This window comes from Micromonospora sp. RL09-050-HVF-A, from assembly GCF_019374995.1.
Taxonomy (GTDB): domain Bacteria; phylum Actinomycetota; class Actinomycetes; order Mycobacteriales; family Micromonosporaceae; genus Micromonospora; species Micromonospora antibiotica.
In genome coordinates this window covers 1,875,658-1,895,412 of record NZ_JAGKQP010000002.1, presented here as the reverse complement: position 1 = coordinate 1,895,412, position 19,755 = coordinate 1,875,658, and the positions used below count along the sequence as shown (strand labels likewise).

Here is a 19,755-nt window from a genome sequence, read left to right as displayed (position 1 = left end):
CTGCCGCCCGGCGGTGCGGGGTTCGTCGACGGTGGTCACTGGCACGCCTCGCAGCTCTCGGGGTTCTCCAGGGAACAGGCCAACGCCTCGGCGTCGGCCGCCACGACCGGGGCGACGGTGACGGTGGCCTGCTGGATCCGGGTCGCCGGACGCGACCGCAGGTAGTAGGTGGTCTTCAGCCCGGACTTCCAGGCGTACAGGTACATCGAGGACAACTTGCCGATGGTCGGCGCGCTGAGGAACAGGTTCAGCGACTGCGACTGGTCGATGTACGGCGCCCGCGCGGCGGCCAGGTCGATCAGCGCCCGCTGCGGCAGCTCCCACGCGGTCCGGAACAACTCCCGCACCTCGACGGGCAGGTCGACGATGCCCTGCACCGAACCCTCGGCCCGCTTGATCTGGTCGCGGATCTCCGACGTCCACAGGCCGCGCGCCTTCAGCTCGCGTACCAGATAGGTGTTGATCTGGAGGAACTCCCCGGACATGGTCTCCCGCTTGAACAGGTTGGACACCTGCGGCTCGATGCACTCGTAGCAGCCGGCGATCGACGCGATCGTGGCGGTCGGGGCGATCGCCACGAGCAGCGAGTTGCGCAGGCCGTGCGCCGCGATCCGGGTGCGCAGCGCCGCCCACCGCGCGGTCTGGGTGGGCTCGACCCCCCACAGGTCCGGGTGCAGGTCACCCCGGGCCGCCCTGGTCTGCGGGTACGCCGGGTGCGCGCCGAACCGTTCGGCCAGGCCGGCCGAGGTCTCCAGGGCGGTCAGGAAGATCTCCTCCTGGACCCGGGTGGACAACTCCCGGGCCCCGGCCGAGTCGAACGGCAGCCGCAGCGCGAACAACGCGTCCTGCAAACCCATCAGCCCCAGCCCGACGGGCCGCCAGCGCGGGTTCGACGCCGCCGCCTGCTCGGCCGGGTAGTAGTTGATGTCGATCACCCGGTCCAGGAACACCACCGCCGTCCGGACCGTTGCGCGCAGCTTGTCCCAGTCGACGCCGTCGCCGGTGAGGTGCGCGCCGAGGTTGACCGAGCCGAGGTTGCACACCGCCGTCTCGGTGTCGCTGTTGACCTCCAGGATCTCGGTGCACAGGTTGGACAGGTGGATCGTGTTGCCCGGCACGCCGGTCTGGTTGGACAGCCGGTTCGACGGGTCCTTGAACGTCATCCACCCGTTGCCGGTCTGTGCCAGGGTGCGCATCATCCGCCCGTACAGGTCCCGGGCCTTCACCGTGCGGACCGCCTTCTTCTCCGCGACCCGGTACGCGGCGTCGAAGTCCTCGCCGTACAGGTCGGGCAGCTCGGGGGCGTCCGACGGGTCGATCAGCGACCAGTCGCCGTCGGCCTCGACCCGGCGCATGAACTCGTCGGGGATCCAGTTGGCGAGGTTGAGATTGTGGGTACGCCGGGCCTCCTCACCGGTGTTGTCCCGCAACTCCAGGAACTCCTCGACGTCCGGGTGCCAGGGTTCCAGGTAGACGCAGGCGGCGCCCTTGCGCCGGCCGCCCTGGTTGACCGCCGCCACCCCGGCGTCGAGGGTCTTGAGGAACGGCACGATCCCGTTGGACCGGCCGTTGGTGCCCCGGATCAGCGCGCCCCGGCCCCGCACCCGCGTGAAGGAGATGCCGATGCCGCCGGAGAACTTCGACAGCTTCGCCACCTGGTGGTAGCGCTCGTAGATCGAGTCCAGCTCGTCGCGCGGCGAGTCGACCAGGAAACACGACGACATCTGGGTGTGCCGGGTGCCCGAGTTGAACAACGTCGGGGAGCTCGGCAGGTAGGCAAGCGACGACATCAGCCGGTAGAACCCGACCGCCTCGTCGGGCGTGGTGGACAGCCCGCAGGCCACCCGCAGCAGCCAGAACTGCGGGGTCTCCACCACCAGCCGCGACTGCGGGTGCCGCAGCAGGTAGCGGTCGGCCACCGTCCGCAGCCCGAAATACTCGAACCGCAGGTCACCGGCCGGGTCGACGGCGTCGTCGAGCTGCCGGGCATGCCGGGCCACGAATGCCGCCGTGTCGTCGGCGATCAGGCCGAGGCCGTGGGCGTACCGGATGGACTGGCTGAAGCTCTCCACCGCCTGCCCGCGGACCTCCTCGTCCACGTACGCGGCCAGCAGCCGGGCCGCCAGCCGGGAGTACTGCGGCTCCGTGCCGATCAGCTCCGCCGCCGTCTGGATCGACAGCTTGTCCAGCTCGGCCGTGGTCGCCCCGTCGTAGAGGCCGCTGATCGTCCTGGTGGCCACCCGCAGCGGATCGACCTCGTCCAGGTCGGTGGCCCACCGGGCGACGGCCGTGACGATCCGGTTGACGTCGACCGGCTCGGTGTCGCCGTCGCGCTTGCGTACCCGCATCGCCGGCCGGCGTGACTCCGCGCCGTCGACCTCGGACGGTGGGCGCTCCGCTACGTTCGTCATGACCTCTCCTCGCTGTCACCGATGGCCATCGGACGCGGGAGAACGCCAACGGGCACGGCACGACGGCCGGCCCGGGTGCTGGCGTCGGTCGTCCCGCGCGACCTCCGACCGCCGCGCGCAGCAGCGCACGGCGCACTGGCAGGTCTTCGGACTCGCGGGCGTGACCGGGGTCGCCGGTCGCCTACTGGCCGTCGCTTCCCAGACCTGGCGGTCCAGTGCTCGATGACGGCGGTCGTTCCCACTTACCGCTGCGGGGCAGTCCCGGATTTCCACCGGGTTCCCTGTTGCCTCGACCGGACCACCGGGCCCGGTCGAACCAGCTGCGTGGCACACCATATATGGCGTGGATGGGGGAGAGGCAACACTAGATGTCGCGTCGGCGTGTCAGATAACTCTCCTCCGACCGGTCGGTGGCCCGCAGTGACGCCAGCAGCCGCAGGGCGTCCGCGTCGGCGCTGCCGGGCTCGGCGGTGAAGACCAGCAGGACCGGGCCGGGGTTGCCGGGCAGCGGGTAGGTGTCCCAGTCCAGGACGATGTCACCGACCCCGGGGACCTGGAAGGTCTTGGTGCCGCTGACCGACCCGCGCACGTCGTGCCGCGACCACAGCCGCCGGAACTCGGCGCTGCGGATGCTCAGCTCACCGACGATCGCGGTGGCCCGGGGATGGGTGGGGTCGGTGGCGACGGCGGCACGCATCATGCCGATGTAGTCCAGTGCCTGCTGCTCCCAGGACGCGCAGCGCCGCACCGGGGACGCCGCCTCGTCGAACATCAGCAGCAGCATGTTGAGCCGGCCCGGCGGGAGGTCCGCCGGATCGCCGAGCAGCGCCACCGCCCACCGGTTCCAGGCGAGCAGGTCCAGGTGGCGGCCGAGCACCACCGCCGGGGTGTCCAGCACCCGCAGCAGCCGTCGGGTGCTCTCCGGCACCCGCTCCGGGCCGTGGTCCACCCGGGCCGGTACCGGCCGGCGGGCGGCGCGGGCCAGGGTGAACAGGTGCCGGCGTTCCTCGTCGTCGAGGGCGAGCGCGGCGGCGAGCGCGTCCAGCACGTGGTCGGACGGGCGGACCTCCCGGCCCTGCTCCATCCGCTGGTAGTAGTCGGTGCTCAACCCGGCCAGCAGCGCCAGCTCCTCGCGGCGCAGCCCGGTGACCCGGCGTCGCCCGCCCGGCTCCAGGCCGACGTCGCGGGGGTGCAGCCGGCCGCGTCGGGCGCGCAGGAAGTCACCGAGTTCGCGGGCGTACGGATGGGTCATGGGGCCAGTGTGACGCGGCCCGGACCGGGGTGGGTAGGACTGCGGGACCTAGGCGACCGGGAACGACCGAGCCCGGCCGGGTGGCCCCTAACGTCGGCGTCCCCACCCCGACCGCTCAGGAGCAGCAGATGACCTGGACCGCCGACCACATCCCCGACCAGCACGGCCGTACCGCCGTGGTGACCGGCGCGAACTCGGGCCTCGGCCTGGTCACCGCCACCGCGCTGGCCCACCGTGGTGCGCACGTCGTGCTCGCCGTCCGCGACACCGCCGCCGGCCGGCAGGCCGGCAGGCGCATCGGCGGGAACGTCGAGGTACGTGAGCTGGACCTCGCCTCCCTCGCCTCGGTCCGGGCGTTCGCGGCGGGACTGGCCGCCGCCCATCCGAGGATCGACCTGCTGGTCAACAACGCCGGTGCGGTGCTGCTCGGCCCGCGCCGCACCAGTGTCGACGGCCACGAGCTGCACCTCGCCACCAACCTGCTGGGCCACTTCGCGCTGACCGGTCTGCTGCTGGACAACCTGGCCGCCGCGCGGGCGGCCCGGGTGGTCCACCTCAGCTCGATCACCCACCGCAACGCGCACCTGGACTTCGCCGACCTGATGGGCGAGCGCGGCTACCGGGGCGCCGCCGCGTACGGCCGGTCCAAGCTCGCCACCACCGTCTTCGGCGTCGAGCTGGACCGGCGGCTGCGCGCCGCCGGAGCACCGGTGCTCAGCGTGCTGGCCCATCCCGGTGTCACCCGCACCAACCTGACCCCCCGGGCCATGGCCCACCGGGGCCGGCGTGGCCGGGTGGTCGCCTGGCTCGGCCTGCTGGCCACCCAGCCGGTGGAGTGGGGTGCGCTGCCCCAGCTGCGCGCCGCCACCGACCCGGCGGTCCGGGGCGGCCAGTTCTTCGGCCCGGCCCGGCTCTTCCAGACCTGGGGTCCGGTCACCGAGGTGCGGGCCAGCCCGGAGGCCACCGATCCCGCTGTCGGCCGGCGGCTGTGGACGGCGGCCGAGGAACTGACCGGCGTGAGCTATCTCTGACGCAGGGTCGCACTAGCATGGCTGCGGTCGGTGACGGTGGCGGAGACGAGGCGACATGGGATGGCTCGGGCGGGTGCTGGGCGGCGGGGGCCGGCAGGTCCAGGAGGATCCGGTCCGGCAGGCGGCGCTGTCGGCCGAGGTGCGGCAGCGGTACGGCACCCACGTGGCCGTCGCGCCGGCCGACCAGGTGGCGGGGATCGTCGGCCTGCTCGACGACGGTGACGGCCTGGCGGTGGCGGCCAGGATCGTCGGCGAGTTCGCCGACGCGGCCCACGCGGACCTGTCGGCCCAGACGGCGGAGCTGTACCGGCGCACCGGTCACCGGTTCCCGGTGGACCGGCGCAACTACCGGCCACTGTGGCGGGCGGCCGGTGGCCGGCTGCACTGGCCGCTGTTCGCGCTGCCGGGCGGCCTGCACCCGTACGTGCACGTCGCCGCCGCCGCCACGGTCGTCGGGACGAGGGCGACGCAGTTCGTCCGGGCGACCGACCCGCATCCGCTGCTCGCCCGCCTGTTCGAGGTGCTCGACCTCACCACCTGCGGCTGGGAGTACGGCCGGGTCCGGGTGGACCACGACGGGGCGTCGCTGGTCGGTCGGCTGATCTCCACCACCCGGGACGTCCGGGCGGCGATGAAGGAACCCCCGCCGCTGCCGCCGTCGGTGCGGGAACTCATGCGCACCAACCGGGCGGTCGACGTCTTCGACCTCACCGGCGACCGGGTCGTCGGCACGATCAACGTGGGTGGTGAGCTGCGCCCGGCGCTGTTGACCTGACGCCGTCGGGTCGACCTGCGGGTCCGGCCTGCCCGGGGTGGACGCGGTTGCCGTCCACCCCGGGCTGCCGGGTCCCGTCACACCTGCGCACCGCTCGAATCGTCGAGGGGCACGCCGTGCCGGGCCGGCAGCCTCGGTCAGGCCACGCGGTGCGGGGCGAGCCCGTTGGCGCAGTCGTCGATGGTGACGGTCTGCGAGAAGCGCAGCGCGTCCCGGCGGGCCCACCCGTTGATCCCGGTGGAGGTGTTGCGGACGAAGAACCACAGGTCACCGGTCAGCGTGGCGCAGTGGACGTCGATGTTCTGACTCGGGTACCCCTGGCCCTTGGGCTGGCAGTCCTGGTGGGGGTAGGCGCGGATGAAGGTCCCGTCGCCCCAGGAGATCCCGCCGCCGCTGTACAGATCCGGGTGCTGCCCGTGGCCGTCGCAGTGTGCGCTGGCCGGGCTGGCGGGTATCAGGGCCAGCACCGAGCCGCTCGCGGCGAGGGTCAGCGCGGAGGCGATGGAGAGGAGCCGAGATCGCATGGAAGTCTCCTGTCGATAGGTGACGATCACTGTCCACAGAGGATTGCACGGGTCGGCCAAGCCCGCACGGCGAGCGGTCCGCGCCGGGGCACCGCCGACCCGTGGGACGCCGCCTGCGGTCAGGCGAAGAGCAGGTCCAACTGGTGGTCGAGGACCGCGGTCGCCTGCGCCGGGGTGTACTGCCCGCCGAGCAGGTACACCCCCAGCCCCTCCACCAGCGCCAGCAGCCCCGCCGCGTCGTCCGACGCCGGTGACCGCGGCAGCAGCCCGGCGATGAACTCCACCAGTTGCGCGGTGTCCGGCCGCAGGCCGGGGGCCGCCGCCGGGTGCAGGGCGGTCCAGGACAGGAACGCCAACGCCACCCGTCCGTCCTCGCGCGCCGCCTCGTCCAACGGCAGCAACGCCGCAAGCAGGGTGCGCAGCAGCAGCCGGGGCCGCGGGTCCGACCCGAGCGCCGCGACCGCCGCCTCGACCCGGGCCCGACCCCGGTCCCGGACGACGGACAGCGCGAAGGCCATCATCTCGTCCTTGGTGGTGAAGTAGTGCTGCACCATGCCGGCGGACACCCCCGCCTCGGCGGCCACGTGCCGCAGGCTCACCGCCTCCAGACCCCGGTCGGCGGCGACCCGCATGAGCGCGTCCGCGATCAGCGTGCGGCGCTGACGGGGATCGACCTTCCTGGGCATCGGGGCCTACCGCGCCGTCGTCACGGTGCCGGCCGCGCCGTCCACGGTGATCATCTGACCGGTGACGATCCGCGAGGTGGCGCCCGGCACGCTGATCACGGCCGGGATGCCGTACTCGCGGGCCACCGTCGGGCCGTGCGCCATGATCGCGCCGGTCTCGGTGACCAGCGCCCCGGCGGTCAGGAACAGCGGCGTCCAGCCCGGGTCGGTGGTGGCGGTCACGAGGATCTCCCCGGGTTCGAGGTACGCGGTGGCCGGGTCGGTGACCACCCGGGCCGGGCCGGTCACCCTACCCGTCGCCGCCCCCACGCCCCGCAGCAGTCCCGCCCCGTCGGTGGGGGCCGGCAGGGTGCTCTCCACGTCGGTCCCGTCGGACAGGAGCGCCACCGGCACGACCCGGCGGCGCAGCTCACGCCGGTGGGTCGCCCGGCGTCGGGCGACCAGCCCGGTCAGGTCGGCACCGGCCAGGGCCGCCTCGACCTCGTCGAGGGTGAGGAACATGACGTCGTCCGCCGTCGGGAACAGCGTCGCCCCGATGAGCAGCAACTGCTCGCGTACGGTCCGGAGCCGGTACAGCCCGGCGAACTTGCCGGCCTCCCGCAGTCCCGCCAGCCGTCGTGCCCGCCGCAGCAGGAAAATCGCGATCCGGCCCCGGACCGGGCGACGTCGGCGGACCCGGGCGGCCAACTCGTCGAGCGCGGCCCCGGCTGCTGCGGCGGCCTCGGCGAACCGGCGGTCGGGTGCCTGCGCGGGGTCGGTCAGCCGCAGGTAGTTGGCGACGGCGGCAAGGACCGGGGTGGGGTCCTCGGCCCAACGCGGCACACCGACGTCGGCTTCGGCCGCCGCCCGGTGGCCGTAGCGGGACAGGAACCCGGACAGGCCGATCTCGGGGAGCGCGCCCCGCAGGTACCGGGCCGCCAGTTCGGCCGGTGGCGTGTCGAGGAGCAGGTCGCGGTGCTCGCGGGCGGCGCTGGCCAGCGCCCACAGTGCGAGGTCCATCTCGATCGTCACGTTGTGCGGGACGCCACGCAGCACCGCATGGACGTCATCCTCGGTGGCGACGCCCTTGAGCAGGTGGGCGGGCAGGGCCGAGGCGAGCATCCCGGCCACGATCGGCCAGGTGATGTCGTCGGCGGCACCGCCGTCGCCGTGTTCGCGGACGAACCGCAGCCGCTCGTGGGCCGTCCGCAGGTGTGCCGGTGCCACCGACTCGGCCCGTAGCCGGTCGACGGCAGCGACCAGCCGACGCCGTGCCGCGTCCGGTCGCGTCAGCGCCCGCAGGATGCCCCGCAGGGCCCGCAGCGCCGTGCCCAACGAGGCGTCCGCCGGGCGGCGGCGGGAGCCGTCACCGGACGGTGCGAACCGGGGGTCCCGCAGGACGTGCTCCATCACCGCCTGGGCGCGCGGCCCGAAGTCGACGGCCATCAGCCGGACGAGCCGTCGGCGGCCGGCCGGCCGGCGGACCAGGTCGGTCAGGTCGCCGTAGAGCCGTCCGCCGATGTCGACGATCTCCACCCGCATCCCGAGCGAGGCGACCATGGCGGCGATCATCGCGCGGAGCGTGGCCATGCCCATCGGGGTGACCGGTCGCAGCATCCCCTGCACGTTGCCGAACTCGACGTACACCCGCAGGTCGTCGGTCTGCGGCGGCGCCGGGAACAGCGTGCTGACCGGCCGCGACTGGAGCAACCACAGGGTTCCGTCGTGGTCGATGGCCCACTCGACGTCCTGTGGCCCGCCGAAGTGCGCCTGTACCCGCCGGCCGACGGCCCACAGGTCGCCCTGCCACCCGGGCTTCGACCGCCCCCCGTCGCTACCGGCCGGATCGGCGAGCACGACGCGCGTCACGTCGGTGCGGCCGTCGACGACCGTCGTGCCCGGCCCGACCTCGACGAGCATCTCGGTGCGGTTGCCGGTGACCGGGTTGGCCGTGTAGAGCACGCCGGCCCGGACCGGGGCGACCATCCGCTGCACCACCACCGCCATGCGCACGTCGGCGGGGTCGGTCCCGCGCGCCTCCCGGTAGGCCGCCGCCCGGCTGCCGTGCAGCGACTCCCAGCAGGTGCCGATCGCCGCCAGCAGGTCCGCCTCGCCCTCGACGTCCAGCACCGTGTCGTGCTGGCCCGCGAAGCTGGCGTCCGGCAGGTCCTCGTCGGTCGCGCTCGACCGCACCGCCACCGGCCCGCCGCCCAGCCGCGCGTACGCCGCCCGGACCTCGTCGCGCGGCACCACCCCGGCGCGGTGCGCCTCGGTGGTCACGCAGAAACCCTCAGGTACCCGCTCGCCAGCGCGGATCAGCTCGCCGAGACCGGCCGCCTTGCCGCCGACCAGCGGGACCAGGTCGGCGTGTGCCTCCGACAGGGGGATCACCGACACCTGCGCCTCCCGTTTGCAATACGACTGCATTGCAAAGAAGGTACGCGGGTTGCAGTGCAACTGCAATGTAAAAATCCGGCCGCATCCGGAACCAGCCGCCGGTGGGCGTGACTGACGGCTGCGGCGTTCAGCCCAGCGCCGGGACGACGATCGGCAGCCGGACGGTGAAGGTGCTGCCCTGACCCGGGACGCTCTCGACGCCGATCGTGCCGCCGTGCGCCTCGGCGAGCTTGCGGGCGATCGACAGCCCGAGCCCGCTGCCACCGGTGCTGCGGGTGCGGGAGTCGTCGGCCCGCCAGAACCGGTCGAAGATCTTCGCCTGGTCGGCGGGGGCGATGCCGGTGCCGGTGTCGGACACGGCGATGGCGAGCTGGTCGTCGCGTACCTCCAGGCGTACGACGACCGACCCGCCGGCCGGGGTGTGCCGTACCGCGTTGGCGACGATGTTGCCGACGATCTGGCGCAGCCGGGCCCCGTCGACGGCCATCTCCAGGTCGGTGCCCACCGAGGTGCCCAGCCGGACCCCGGCGGCCTCGGCCGCGCCCCGGTGCGCCTCGACGACCTGCTCCAGCAGGTCGGCCACGAAGTACGGCTCGCGGTGGATACGCAGGTCACCGGCGTCGGCGGCAGCCAGGTCACGCAGGTCGTCGATGATGTGCTGCAGCAGCAGCGCCTCGTCGAGCAGCAGGGTGAGCAGCTGCGTGTCGAGCTGCGCCAGACCGTCCTGCGCGGCCTCCAACCAGCTGCGCATGTTGGTCAACGGCGTCCGCAACTCGTGCGCCACGTCGCTGACCATGCTCCGGCGCAACGCCTCGGTCTGCTCCCGGCGGGCGGCGAGATCGTTGAGCGCGGTGGCCAGCATGCCGATCTCGTCGCGGGTGGTCACCGGCACCCGGGCCGGTTCGTCCATCGGCTGCCGGGTCGCGTCGGTGAGCGCCCGCAACGGCCGGACCAGTCGCCGCCCGACCAGCACGGTGATCAGCACGGTGGCCACCAGCACCGCCCCGGTCACCTGGGCGATGCGGACCACGTTGGCCCGGGACAGGTTGAACACCGGCTCGGAGCCGCCCTGCGCCTCGTCGGTGACGAACAGCAACGCCGGTGGCGCCACGTACGCCCGGAGCTGGGCCGTCCGGGCCTGCTGCAGGCAGCCGGCGACCTGCTGGTCGAAGCGGGTGTCGCGGCTCGGTGCCGCGGTCCGGTCGGCGCGGATGTCGACCCGGGTCGGTGCCCCCAGCTCCCTGAGGCAGGTCTTGGTCAGGGTCTCCAACTGGGCGATCCCGGCGGCCTCGCTCGGCATCGGGCGGGTCAGCTCGTCGGGCAGGCAGAACCCGACGATGCCCCGGTCCTTCGGGTCGCTCACCTGAACCGAGGCGCGGCCGGCCGGATCCACCACGACCCGCGCGTCGGCCCTGGACTCGGCGCGCACGCAGCCCAGTTGCCGCTCGGCCAGCTCCCGGATGTTGTTGCTCTCCCGCTTGGTCAGCCGGTACGGCCCGACCGCGCGCGGATCGACCCGTTCGGTCCCGCCGGTCAGCCCCAGGTCGACCTGCAGCGGGTCGACGGTCGCCGACGGCCGGGCGGTCTGCAACGACGGGCCGTCCGGGGCGGAGTCGGCGATCACCTGCCGGTCCGGGGTCATCAGGGTGATCCGCCGTTCGAGCCGGTCGGCCCGCTCGGCGAGGACCGCGTCGACCCCGGTCCAGTCCCGGTGGGTCGCCGCGTGGTCCAGCAGCGTGTCGTAGATGCTCTTGTCGTCGGCGAGCGAACGCCCCTGCTCCTGTTGGATCGCCCGCGTGGTCGACTGCACGGCCAGCCAGGTCGTCGCCAGGATCGCGCAGATCGCGACCAGCAGCGAGGTGGCCAGCAGCCGCACCACCAGGCTGCGGTGCAGGGGGACCCGCTGCTGCCTGGTCACGACGTGCCGGCGCTGAGCTTGTAGCCGACGCCGTAGACGGTCAGCAGCTGCTGCGGCCGGCGCGGATTCGACTCGATCTTGCGGCGCAGGTTCATCACGTGGACGTCGATGGTGCGTCCGGTCGACTCCCGGTCGACGCCCCGGGTGTGTTCGAGCAGTTGCACCCGGCTGAACACCCGGCCGGGCTGCCGGATCATCGCGGCGAGGATGGCGAACTCACCGGCGGTGCAGTCGACGGTGGTGTCCCCGGCGGTGACCAGGCGTCGGGACTCGTCGACGGTGAGCCGCCCGAGCCGGTGCACCGGTGACTCCTGGGGCGTCGTGCGCACCCGCCGCAGCAGGGTACGCACCCGGGCCACCAGCTCACGCGGGCTGTACGGCTTGGTCATGTAGTCGTCGGCGCCCAGGTCCAGCCCGCGCAGCAGGTCGTCCTCGGCGGACCGCGCGGTCAGCATCAGCACCGGCACGTCCGACTCCTGCCGCAGGATCCGGCAGACCTGCATGCCGTCCAGTTTCGGCAGCATCACGTCGAGCAGGAGAAGGTCGAACACCTGCTCCCGGGCCTGACGCAGCGCCGTCTCACCGTCGGCCACCACCGTCGCCCGGTGACCCGCCGCGGTGAGGTAGCGGCGCAACGCCTCGGCCTGCCGCGGATCGTCCTCCGCGAGCATCAAGTGTGCGCACATGCTGGGGAATATAGAGCAGGTCAGGGGCGACGCGGATCCAGCGGAAGGCGGTGACACCGGGCACCTCTCGGTCCGTGCGCAGTTCGTCGGGCGGGTGACGGGGAGATCCGACGTTCGTGAGAAAAAGGTCATGCCCGGCCTTGACCGGTTCCTGACAAACCGGTGGCACCATCGCCGGCGGACGACCGTCGGCGGCGTCGCCCGGGGGTGGGCGACACCGCCGGCCGGGGCGGCTACTTCCGCTTCGCGGCGACCTCACGCTCACACGCCGGGGAGTACTTCAACCCCTTGGAGATCGACTCGGAGTCGTTGTTCTTGCCGCCGAAGGCCCAGCCCGTGCCGTCGGCACCCACCTCGACATACCGGACGCCCTTGCCCTTGAGGCACTTCACCACGTCCCGGGCGAAGTCCTTCGCCTCCGGGTTGGCCGGGTCGAACTCCCACGGCGGCAGCGGCATCAGGTGCTCACACGCCTTTCCCGCCTCGCTGATCCCGTCCGCGCCGGTGCCGTCGCTGCGCCGCTTGGTGATGTCGACGCCGTGCTCGGTCAGGCACTTCGTATACGGTTTGAGGCGTTCCTTCTGGTCCTCCGGGGTGTCGTCGAGGCGTTCCCGTGGCCGCTCGTCCTGCGGCGTCGTCGCCGACGCGGCGGGGATGGGCGTGCTGGTCTGGAGGGTGGCCACCTCCGCCCCACCGGTGTTGCCGGCGGCGACGGGCGGGTCCTCGTCAGCGGCCGAGCACCCGCCGACCAGCAGTACGGCGCCGCACAACGCAGCCATCAGTTGCTTTCTCATCGTCACGCCTCCGGTCAGCTCTGCGGCGATCTCGCCGGGGCCCAGCATCACCGTCGACTGTCAGGAAGCTGTTTGCCGCGACGGGCCTGCCCCACGGGTGTCGTACCGGTGGGGAAGACTGGCGGGCATGGCGGAACGGGACGATCCGAAGGCGGCACTGCGGCACTACCTCCAGACCACCCGCGACGACCTGGTGTGGAAGCTGGAAGGGCTCGACGAACGCGAAGCCCGGCTGCCCCGCACCCCCACCGGCAACAACCTGCTGGGCCTGCTCAAGCACTGCCTGAACGTGGAGGCCGGCTACTTCGGCCCCACCTTCGGCCGGGAGTTCCCGTCGCCCGGCGAACTGGTCCCCATGGCGGCGTACGACGAGGACCCGCAGGCGGACTGGTACGCGCGGGCGGACGAGACGAAGGACGGACTGCTCGACCTGTACCGCCGGGTGGCCGAGTTCGCCGACCTGACGATCGCCGAGTTGCCGCTCGACGCGCCGGGGCGGGTGCCGTGGTGGCGGCCGGGGCACCAGGAGGTGACCCTGCACCAGATCATCATCCACGTGACCTGCGATCTCGCCCGGCACGCCGGCCACGCCGACATCCTGCGCGAGCAGCACGACGCGACGGTCGGCTGGCGACGGGAGAACCCGCAGGTCATCGACGACCAGGAGTGGCCGGCGTACGTCGCCAAGCTGACCGCGCTCGCCGACCGGTTCGCCTGACGCCGACCGGTCCACCCCCCGGGAGGAGGGGGACGGTCCGTCCCGCCTGCGCTCAACCGGTGGCGGCGAGCGTCGCCGGGCGGGCCGCCGCGACCGGACCCGGCCGCCGCCGCCGGATCAGCCACTCGGCGACGAGCAGGTTGAGCGTCCAGGCCGCCCCCATGAGCAGCGCCCGGGACAGCTCGGTGGTCGGCCCCACCGCCAGCGCCCATGTCGACAGCAGCACCGCCTGGGTCCCCGCGCCCTGCGCGATCGCGTAACCCCGCATCATCCAGGCCCGGTGCTGGGACAGCCGTCGCCGTCGGACGGCCACGAAACCGGCGGCGACGGCGACGAACATGCCGGCGGCGAACAGGTACCGCAGCACCATGAGCAGCGGGCCGTCGCCCGGCGGCAGCGGATAGGTGGCGTTCATCCACCATCCGGACGCGGCCACCACCAGTCCACAGCCGACCAGCGCCCGGCCCGCCCGGCGGTGCCACGCCCGGTGGTGGTCCCGGAACCCCGGTGCGAACTGGAACGCCCCCAGCAGGCTGAACGTGACGGCGGCGACGATGTGCAGCAGCACCGGGACCGGCGCGGCGAAGAAGCGTTCGTTGGCGGGGGTCACCTCGGCCGCACCGGACAGGGATGCCACCCGCAGCGCGCTGCCGAAGGTGGGGGCCGCGCTGAGCACGATGAGCCCGGTGAGGAGGGGCCAGTCCCGTCGTCGCGTCGTCATGACCCGAGCATGGCGACCGGGGCCGGCCGGCTCATCGGTCCACGGGCCGCCGTCGGACCGGCCGATGGTCGGGGTCGTCGGCCGTACTTTCGGCGGCGTCCACCCTCGACCGTCCCGCCGGGGCCACGCCGCCGTTGGAGATCGGCTCAGCCGCCGCGCAGCCGGTCGGTCTCGTACGCCCACATCGCGACCTCGACCCGGTTACGGGCCCCCAGCTTCGCCATCAGGCTGGCGACGTGCGTCTTGACCGTGCTCAGCGTGATGTGCAGCTCGGCGGAGATCTCGGTGTTGGTGCGTCCCCGGGCCACCGCGCCCAGCACCTGCTCCTCCCGGTCGGTGAGCCGGTCGACCGGCTGGCGGGGCGGGGTGGCCGGGCCGGCGTCGGCGAACGCCCGCAGCAGCCGGGTGGTGACCTGCGGCGCGATCAGCGCGTCCCCGGCGGCCGCCGCGTGGACGGCCTGGGTGAGCAGGGCCGGGCCGCAGTCCTTGAGCAGGAAGCCCCGGGCCCCGGCGCGCAGCGCGGCGTAGACGTACTCGTCGAGGTCGAACGTCGTGATGACCACCACCGCCATCGGGTCCGCGACCCCCGGACCGGCCAGCAGCCGGGTCGCCTCGATCCCGTCCACGCCGGGCATCCGGATGTCGAACAGGCACACGTCGGGGCGCAGCCGCCGGGCCAGCTCGACCGCCCGCTGCCCGGTGGCCGCCTCGCCGACGACCTCGACGTCGGGCTGCGCGGCGAGGATCATCGCCAGCCCGGTCCGCACGATCTCCTGGTCGTCGGCCACGAGCACCCGTACCCGGGTCCTGCCGCTCATGCCACGGCCCGGGGCAGCGCGGCGGTGACCGTCCACCCGTGGTCCCGGTCGGGGCCGGCGTCGAGGGAGCCGCCGAGCAGGTGGGCCCGTTCCCGCATCCCGACCAGCCCGTAGCCGTCGCGTCCGGGTGCCGGCGGGCCGACACCGTCGTCGTAGACCCGCAGCCGCACCGTGTCCTCGTCGGCCACCACCCGGACGGTGATCCGGGTCGCGTCCCGGGCGTGCCGGCGGGCGTTGGTGACCGACTCCCGGGCCAGCCGGCAGATCGTGGCCGCCACCGGGGCCGGCAGTCCGTCCAGGTCGCCGACCAGGTCCACCTCGACGGCCGGACCGTCCCCGGTCCGGTCCGCCAACTGCCGCAGGTCGGCGATGCGGAGGCTCGGCTCCCGGTCGGCCGGCTCGTCGCGCCGCAGGGCCCGGACCAGGGTGCGCATCTCGGTCAGGGCCTGGCTCGCCTCCGTCTCGATCAGCCGTAGCGCGTCGGCGGCGGCCGAGGGTCGGGTCTCCAGCAGGGCGAGTCCGGCCTGGGCCCGGACGGCTATCGCGGACACGTGGTGGGCGACGGTGTCGTGCAGGTCGCGGGCCAGCCGTTCCCGCTCGCGCAGCGTCACCTGCTCGACCTCCCGCCGTCGGGCCCGGTCCCGCCAGCGCAGCGCGGCCCCGACCGCGAGCGCCGCCGCGACCACCCCGGCCCCGCCCAGGGCGTCGTCCGGGCCGAGGTGGCCGACCACAGTCGACCAGGTGAGCTTCGCGGCGACGAGGGTCGCGCCGAACCCCGCCTCCCGCCCCGACCCCCAGCGGGTCAGCGCGAACACCGCCAGCAGCAGGTAGGCAAGCGTGTGCAGGCCGAGGTCGCCACCGACGACGACCTCGCCCACGGCGCAGACCGGGAAGGCGACGAGCGTCACGAGCAGCGGCCGGCTCCGCCGCCACAGCAGGACCGGGGCGAGACCGACACCGATCAGGACCGGCACGGCCGCCGGCTGCGGCAGGGTGCCCCACCGGGCGAGCCCCTCCACCAGCGCCGCCGCCGCGAGCAGGGCGACCAGCGCCCCGTCGCGCCACCCGTGCGGCGCAGGGCGTGCCGGGCGGGGCTCACGCCACCAGGATCGCAGCAGCTCGCGCACGGGGAAATCGTACGGGCGGCGGGCATCTGTCCGGTGCCCCGGCGGCGCGGGTGGGCAGCGTCGTCGGGGTGCCCTCCCGGGGTCAGCCGGCCGGCAGCAACCGGGCGAGCGCGTTGCGGACGGCGACACCCGGGCGACTCCTCGGGACCAGCACCGACGCCACGAGGCCGGTGGTCCGCCCGCGACGGTCGGTGCGGCGTCGGTGCTCGGCCTCGTAGCGGCGCAGGGCGGCGGCGGGTTCGTTCCCGGCGAGGGCGGCGGCCAGGGTACGGGCCCCGGCGATGGCCAGGCTCGACCCGTCGCCGAACAACGACACCGAGGCCGCCGCGTCGCCGAGCAGCGTCACCCGCCCGCTGGACCAGCACGGCAGCACCACCCGGGTGACCGCGTCGAAGTAGAGGTCGTCTGCCTGTCGGGCCCGGGCCAGCAACTCGGGGATCCGCCAGCCACGTTCCCGGGCGTACGCGTCGGTGAGGATCTGCCGGTGCCGGGCCGCGTCGGTGTGGTCGAAGTCGACGACGGCGGGGTGCCGGAAGATGAAGGCGACCCCCGCCTCGCCCCGGACCGGGTGGATCGCGACGAGCCGGCCCGGTGTGTTGTGCAGCAGGACGTCGTGGGGGTGCTGCGGTGCCTCGCCGAGCAGTGTGGTGGCCACGTAGAGGCCGAGGTGGCGGACGACGTCGCGCTCCGGCCCGAAGGCGAGCCGGCGGACCGTCGAGTGCAGTCCGTCCGCGCCGACGACCAGGTCGAACCGGCGAGGCGGGCCGGTGGCGAAGGTGACGTCCACCCCGTCGGGGTCCTGGTCGAGTCGGGTGACCGTGTCGTCGTACCGGAACTCGGCGTCGTCGCGGGCCGCGTCGTGCAGGATGCGGGCGAGGTCGGCGCGGGGCACCTCGATCTCCGCCGTGCCGGCCGGGCTGCGGGTGGCGGGCATCGCGATGCGGCGACCGGGCCGGCCCGCCGGGTCGACGATCCGCAGCCCGGTGGCGTGCGTGGCCGCCGCCCGCAGGGCATCCACCACGCCCATCTGTTCGACCACCGGCAGGGCCGGTCCGCGGACGTCGACCGGGTTGCCGCTGGAGCGCTGCCCGGCGGCGCGCTCGACCACCGTGGGCCGCCACCCCGCGCGGGCCAGCCAGTAGGCGAGGGTCGGGCCGGCCACGCCGGCCCCGGAGATGAGTACGGTACGCATGACCCGAACTTTTCCGCACTCAGTGCAGAAATGCAATGAGTGCGGATTTGCGTTCGGTGCGCTAAGGTGTGCCGATGTCCCTCCGCGACCGCAAGCGGGCCCGCACCCGGCAGGCGCTTGTCGACGCCGCCGTCGACCTGTTCGGACGCCAGGGCTACGAGGCGACCACCATCGCCGAGATCGCCGCCGCCGCCGACATCGGCACCCGCACCTTCTTCAGTTACTTCCCGAGCAAGGAGGATCTGCTCTTCCCGGAGGCCGACCGTCGGGTGCGCGTCGCGGTCGACGCCATCGCCGGCCGGTCGCCGGGCGAGGAACCGGCCGAGGTGCTGTTGCGCGCGCTGCGGCAGGCGAACGACGAGAGCGGGGACATGACCGGTCCCCTCGCCGCGCTGCGGATCCGGCTGACCATGGAGGTGCCCGCCGTCCGGGGTCGGTCCCTGCAACTGCAGTGGGAGAGTCAACGCGAGATCGCCCGGCACCTCGCCGCCGCCTATCCCGACCGCCTCGACGAGGTCAGCGCCGCCGCCCTGGTCGGCGCGTTCGTCGGCGCGGCCACCGCCGCCCTGACCACGCTCCTGGAGGACCCGCGCCGCCGCGCCGACCCGGCCGCGATCCGCGCGTCCCTCCAGCAGGCCACCGAGGTCGCCCTGCGCCCGTGGACGCCCCGGCCCTGAGCCGCGCCCCACCCACCGGGGCCGGTCCGTCGGCGGTGCCGTGATCCGCGCGGGGCCGACCGTGTCGGCGGATCCGGGTACGGTTTCCGGTGCCCGGCCGGCACGCCCGCCGGCGGCACGTCGCCGGCCGACCGGCGGTCGACCGTGGAGGGAGCGAGCGTGACGCAGCGCAGAGCACTGGTGGTACGCGGCGGCTGGGAGGGGCACCAGCCGGTCCGGGCGACGGAGCTGTTCCTGCCGTTCCTGGCGGACAACGGCTACACGGTACGGATCGAGGAGTCCACCGCGGTCTACGCCGACGCCGACGCGATGGCCGGCACCGACCTCGTCGTGCAGTGCATGACGATGGCCGAGATCACCGCCGACGAGGTGGCCGGCCTGCGCGCGGCGGTCGTCGCCGGGACGGGCCTGACCGGCTGGCACGGCGGCATCGTGGACGCGTTCCGCGCCTCGTCGGACTACCTGCACCTGGTGGGCGGCCAGTTCGCGACCCACCCCGGGCGGGAGCCCTGCGAGCGGCAGGGCGGGGAACAGGACAACTTCCTGCCGCACACGGTGACGGTCACCGACCTCGGCCGGGAGCATCCGATCACCGCCGGGATCGCCGACTTCGAGCTGGTCACCGAGCAGTACTGGGTGCTGCACGACGACCTGGTCGACGTCCTCGCCACCACCGTCCACCCCACCCGGGACTGGCACCCCTGGCACCGGCCGGTCACCTCACCGGCGATCTGGACCCGACGCTGGGGCGCCGGCCGGGTCGTCGTGACGACCCCCGGGCACAGCCTCGACGTGCTGGAGCACCCGTCCGTGCGGACCGTCATCGAGAGGGGCATGCTGTGGGCGACCCGCACCGCGTCGGCGTCGTAGGGCTCGGGGTCATCTCCCGCGCCTATCTGGACACCCTGGCCCACCACCCCGAGCTGCGCATCGTCGCGGTGGCCGACCTCGACGCCGACCGGTCGGCCGCGGCCGCTGCGGCCCTCCCCGACGCCGAGGCGATGAGCGTCGCGCGCCTGCTCGACCACCCCGACGTGCAGACGGTGCTCAACCTCACCATCCCCGCCGCCCACGTGGAGGTCTCGCTCGCCGCGATCGACGCCGGCAGGCACGTGTACGTCGAGAAGCCGCTCGCCGTGGAGTTGCCGCAGGGCCGCACGGTCCTCGACCGGGCCGCCTCGGCCGGGGTGCGGGTGGGCTGCGCGCCCGACACCGTCCTGGGCACCGGCACCCAGACGGCCCGCGCGGCGATCGACGGCGGGCTGATCGGGCGTCCGCTGGCCGCCTCGGCCGTCATGGTCACCCCCGGGCACGAGCGGTGGCACCCCCACCCCGACTTCTACTACGCCCCGGGTGGCGGCCCGTTGCTGGACATGGGTCCCTACTACCTGTCAGCGCTGATCCACCTGCTCGGTCCGGTGCGCGCGGTGACCGGGGCGGCCAGCCGGCTGCGCCCGGAACGGGTCATCGGCAACGGCCCGCGCCTCGGCGAGCGCGTCCCCGTCCTGGTGGACACCCACGTGTCGGGCGTGCTCGAACACGACAGCGGGGTGCTGTCCACCATCACCACCAGTTTCGAGGGGGTGACCACGACGGCCGCGCCGATCGAGGTGCACGGCGAGACCGGCACCCTCGCCGTACCCGACCCGAACTACTTCGACGGCGAGGTCCGGCTGTGCCCGCTCGGCGGCGACGGCTGGCAGGTGCTCGCCCCGTCGGCGGGTTACCAGGCCGGTGCCCGGGGCCTCGGGCTGATCGACGCGGTCCGGGCCGACGCCACCCGGGCCCCCCGGGCGGGCGGTGACCTGGCGTTGCACGTCCTCGACACGATGACCGGGCTGCTGCGGTCGGCGGCCGAGGGCCGGCGGATCGCACTGGGCACGACGGTGCGGCGACCCCATCCCGTGCCGTTCACCTCGGCCGAGGACTGGCAGGGCCGTGCGGGGACGACAGGAGGCGGCGCGGGCTCCCGCTGACCCGCACCGCCCGACCCACCTCGACCGTCCGGGTGTCCGACCTGGACGAAAGGCCACTTCCATGTGCGTCGGG

At 73.8% G+C, this 19,755-nt stretch carries 18 protein-coding genes and 1 riboswitch; of the genes, 6 read left to right on the top strand and 12 right to left on the bottom strand.

From position 1 onward, the window contains the following. Nucleotides 1-35: 35 nt before the first annotated feature. Both J7462_RS08335 and J7462_RS08330 read right to left on the bottom strand, forming a co-directional pair. Nucleotides 36-2,411, bottom strand: coding sequence for a ribonucleoside-diphosphate reductase subunit alpha (locus J7462_RS08335; protein ID WP_219463231.1), 2,376 nt, complete (start codon nucleotides 2,409-2,411; stop codon nucleotides 36-38). A 119-nt stretch (nucleotides 2,412-2,530) separates the two neighbouring features. Then, a riboswitch (cobalamin riboswitch) is annotated at nucleotides 2,531-2,747 on the bottom strand. A gap of 28 nt (nucleotides 2,748-2,775) precedes the next feature. After that, the gene (locus J7462_RS08330; protein ID WP_219463229.1) at nucleotides 2,776-3,663 is read right to left on the bottom strand and encodes a helix-turn-helix transcriptional regulator; all 888 of its coding nucleotides are present in this window, start codon (nucleotides 3,661-3,663) and stop codon (nucleotides 2,776-2,778) included. A gap of 128 nt (nucleotides 3,664-3,791) precedes the next feature. Here J7462_RS08330 and J7462_RS08325 point away from each other — a divergent pair, with 128 nt between their 5' ends. Beyond that, nucleotides 3,792-4,694: an oxidoreductase gene (locus J7462_RS08325; protein WP_219463227.1), complete on the top strand. Its 903-nt coding sequence runs from the start codon at nucleotides 3,792-3,794 to the stop codon at nucleotides 4,692-4,694. A gap of 55 nt (nucleotides 4,695-4,749) precedes the next feature. Further along, nucleotides 4,750-5,469, top strand: a complete 720-nt coding sequence (locus tag J7462_RS08320; RefSeq protein ID WP_219463225.1) for a hypothetical protein — start codon at nucleotides 4,750-4,752, stop codon at nucleotides 5,467-5,469. A gap of 137 nt (nucleotides 5,470-5,606) precedes the next feature. Here the strand turns inward: J7462_RS08320 and J7462_RS08315 are convergent, their stop codons facing one another. The 6 genes from J7462_RS08315 to J7462_RS08290 all read right to left on the bottom strand — a co-directional run bounded on the left by J7462_RS08315 (nucleotide 5,607) and on the right by J7462_RS08290 (nucleotide 12,453). Then, nucleotides 5,607-5,993, bottom strand: coding sequence for a hypothetical protein (locus J7462_RS08315; RefSeq protein ID WP_208567516.1), 387 nt, complete (start codon nucleotides 5,991-5,993; stop codon nucleotides 5,607-5,609). A 119-nt stretch (nucleotides 5,994-6,112) separates the two neighbouring features. Then, nucleotides 6,113-6,679, bottom strand: coding sequence for a TetR/AcrR family transcriptional regulator (locus J7462_RS08310; protein ID WP_219463223.1), 567 nt, complete (start codon nucleotides 6,677-6,679; stop codon nucleotides 6,113-6,115). Between the two features lie 6 nt (nucleotides 6,680-6,685). Next, the gene (locus tag J7462_RS08305) at nucleotides 6,686-9,055 is read right to left on the bottom strand and encodes a PEP/pyruvate-binding domain-containing protein (RefSeq protein WP_219463222.1); all 2,370 of its coding nucleotides are present in this window, start codon (nucleotides 9,053-9,055) and stop codon (nucleotides 6,686-6,688) included. Nucleotides 9,056-9,182: 127 nt separating this feature from the next. Beyond that, nucleotides 9,183-10,973, bottom strand: a complete 1,791-nt coding sequence (locus J7462_RS08300) for a cell wall metabolism sensor histidine kinase WalK (protein ID WP_219463221.1) — start codon at nucleotides 10,971-10,973, stop codon at nucleotides 9,183-9,185. Further along, nucleotides 10,970-11,659 carry a response regulator transcription factor gene (locus J7462_RS08295; protein ID WP_219463220.1) on the bottom strand — a complete coding sequence of 230 codons (690 nt, stop codon included), beginning with the start codon at nucleotides 11,657-11,659 and terminating at the stop codon, nucleotides 10,970-10,972. Before J7462_RS08295 ends, J7462_RS08300 begins: the two co-directional genes overlap by 4 nt. Before the next feature lie 233 nt (nucleotides 11,660-11,892). Then, nucleotides 11,893-12,453: a hypothetical protein gene (locus J7462_RS08290; protein ID WP_219463219.1), complete on the bottom strand. Its 561-nt coding sequence runs from the start codon at nucleotides 12,451-12,453 to the stop codon at nucleotides 11,893-11,895. A 127-nt stretch (nucleotides 12,454-12,580) separates the two neighbouring features. Between J7462_RS08290 and J7462_RS08285 the strand changes: the two genes are divergently transcribed. Continuing rightward, nucleotides 12,581-13,171 carry a DinB family protein gene (locus J7462_RS08285; RefSeq protein ID WP_219463218.1) on the top strand — a complete coding sequence of 197 codons (591 nt, stop codon included), beginning with the start codon at nucleotides 12,581-12,583 and terminating at the stop codon, nucleotides 13,169-13,171. Between the two features lie 52 nt (nucleotides 13,172-13,223). Here J7462_RS08285 and J7462_RS08280 read toward each other — a convergent pair whose 3' ends face one another. From J7462_RS08280 to J7462_RS08265, 4 genes are all read right to left on the bottom strand, one after another. Further along, entirely contained in the window at nucleotides 13,224-13,892 is a 669-nt protein-coding gene (locus J7462_RS08280) for a DUF2306 domain-containing protein (protein ID WP_219463217.1), read from the bottom strand. 146 nt (nucleotides 13,893-14,038) lie between these two features. After that, nucleotides 14,039-14,710, bottom strand: a complete 672-nt coding sequence (locus J7462_RS08275; RefSeq protein ID WP_208567505.1) for a response regulator transcription factor — start codon at nucleotides 14,708-14,710, stop codon at nucleotides 14,039-14,041. Beyond that, nucleotides 14,707-15,837, bottom strand: coding sequence for a sensor histidine kinase (locus J7462_RS08270; RefSeq protein ID WP_219463216.1), 1,131 nt, complete (start codon nucleotides 15,835-15,837; stop codon nucleotides 14,707-14,709). Before J7462_RS08270 ends, J7462_RS08275 begins: the two co-directional genes overlap by 4 nt. A gap of 82 nt (nucleotides 15,838-15,919) precedes the next feature. Then, a complete protein-coding gene (locus tag J7462_RS08265) occupies nucleotides 15,920-17,029 on the bottom strand; it encodes an FAD-dependent monooxygenase (protein ID WP_219463214.1) in 1,110 nt (369 codons plus the stop codon). Between the two features lie 74 nt (nucleotides 17,030-17,103). Between J7462_RS08265 and J7462_RS08260 the strand changes: the two genes are divergently transcribed. The 3 genes from J7462_RS08260 (at nucleotide 17,104) to J7462_RS08250 (ending at nucleotide 19,682) form a co-directional block, all read left to right on the top strand. After that, nucleotides 17,104-17,706, top strand: a complete 603-nt coding sequence (locus tag J7462_RS08260; RefSeq protein ID WP_208567502.1) for a TetR/AcrR family transcriptional regulator — start codon at nucleotides 17,104-17,106, stop codon at nucleotides 17,704-17,706. Between the two features lie 159 nt (nucleotides 17,707-17,865). Further along, nucleotides 17,866-18,576, top strand: coding sequence for a ThuA domain-containing protein (locus J7462_RS08255; RefSeq protein ID WP_219463212.1), 711 nt, complete (start codon nucleotides 17,866-17,868; stop codon nucleotides 18,574-18,576). Continuing rightward, a complete protein-coding gene (locus J7462_RS08250) occupies nucleotides 18,546-19,682 on the top strand; it encodes a Gfo/Idh/MocA family protein (protein WP_219463210.1) in 1,137 nt (378 codons plus the stop codon). Before J7462_RS08255 ends, J7462_RS08250 begins: the two co-directional genes overlap by 31 nt. The last annotated feature ends 73 nt before the right edge of the window (nucleotides 19,683-19,755 follow it).

Excerpts from the sequence above, each read along its gene's own strand:
- J7462_RS08335 (WP_219463231.1), bottom strand. The coding sequence starts at position 2,411 with ATGACGAACGTAGCGGAGCGCCCACCGTCCGAGGTCGACGGCGCGGAG.
- J7462_RS08330 (WP_219463229.1), bottom strand. The coding sequence starts at position 3,663 with ATGACCCATCCGTACGCCCGCGAACTCGGTGACTTCCTGCGCGCCCGA.
- J7462_RS08325 (WP_219463227.1), top strand. The coding sequence starts at position 3,792 with ATGACCTGGACCGCCGACCACATCCCCGACCAGCACGGCCGTACCGCC.
- J7462_RS08320 (WP_219463225.1), top strand. The coding sequence starts at position 4,750 with ATGGGATGGCTCGGGCGGGTGCTGGGCGGCGGGGGCCGGCAGGTCCAG.
- J7462_RS08315 (WP_208567516.1), bottom strand. The coding sequence starts at position 5,993 with ATGCGATCTCGGCTCCTCTCCATCGCCTCCGCGCTGACCCTCGCCGCG.
- J7462_RS08310 (WP_219463223.1), bottom strand. The coding sequence starts at position 6,679 with ATGCCCAGGAAGGTCGATCCCCGTCAGCGCCGCACGCTGATCGCGGAC.
- J7462_RS08295 (WP_219463220.1), bottom strand. The coding sequence starts at position 11,659 with ATGTGCGCACACTTGATGCTCGCGGAGGACGATCCGCGGCAGGCCGAG.
- J7462_RS08290 (WP_219463219.1), bottom strand. The coding sequence starts at position 12,453 with ATGAGAAAGCAACTGATGGCTGCGTTGTGCGGCGCCGTACTGCTGGTC.
- J7462_RS08285 (WP_219463218.1), top strand. The coding sequence starts at position 12,581 with ATGGCGGAACGGGACGATCCGAAGGCGGCACTGCGGCACTACCTCCAG.
- J7462_RS08280 (WP_219463217.1), bottom strand. The coding sequence starts at position 13,892 with ATGACGACGCGACGACGGGACTGGCCCCTCCTCACCGGGCTCATCGTG.
- J7462_RS08275 (WP_208567505.1), bottom strand. The coding sequence starts at position 14,710 with ATGAGCGGCAGGACCCGGGTACGGGTGCTCGTGGCCGACGACCAGGAG.
- J7462_RS08265 (WP_219463214.1), bottom strand. The coding sequence starts at position 17,029 with ATGCGTACCGTACTCATCTCCGGGGCCGGCGTGGCCGGCCCGACCCTC.
- J7462_RS08260 (WP_208567502.1), top strand. The coding sequence starts at position 17,104 with ATGTCCCTCCGCGACCGCAAGCGGGCCCGCACCCGGCAGGCGCTTGTC.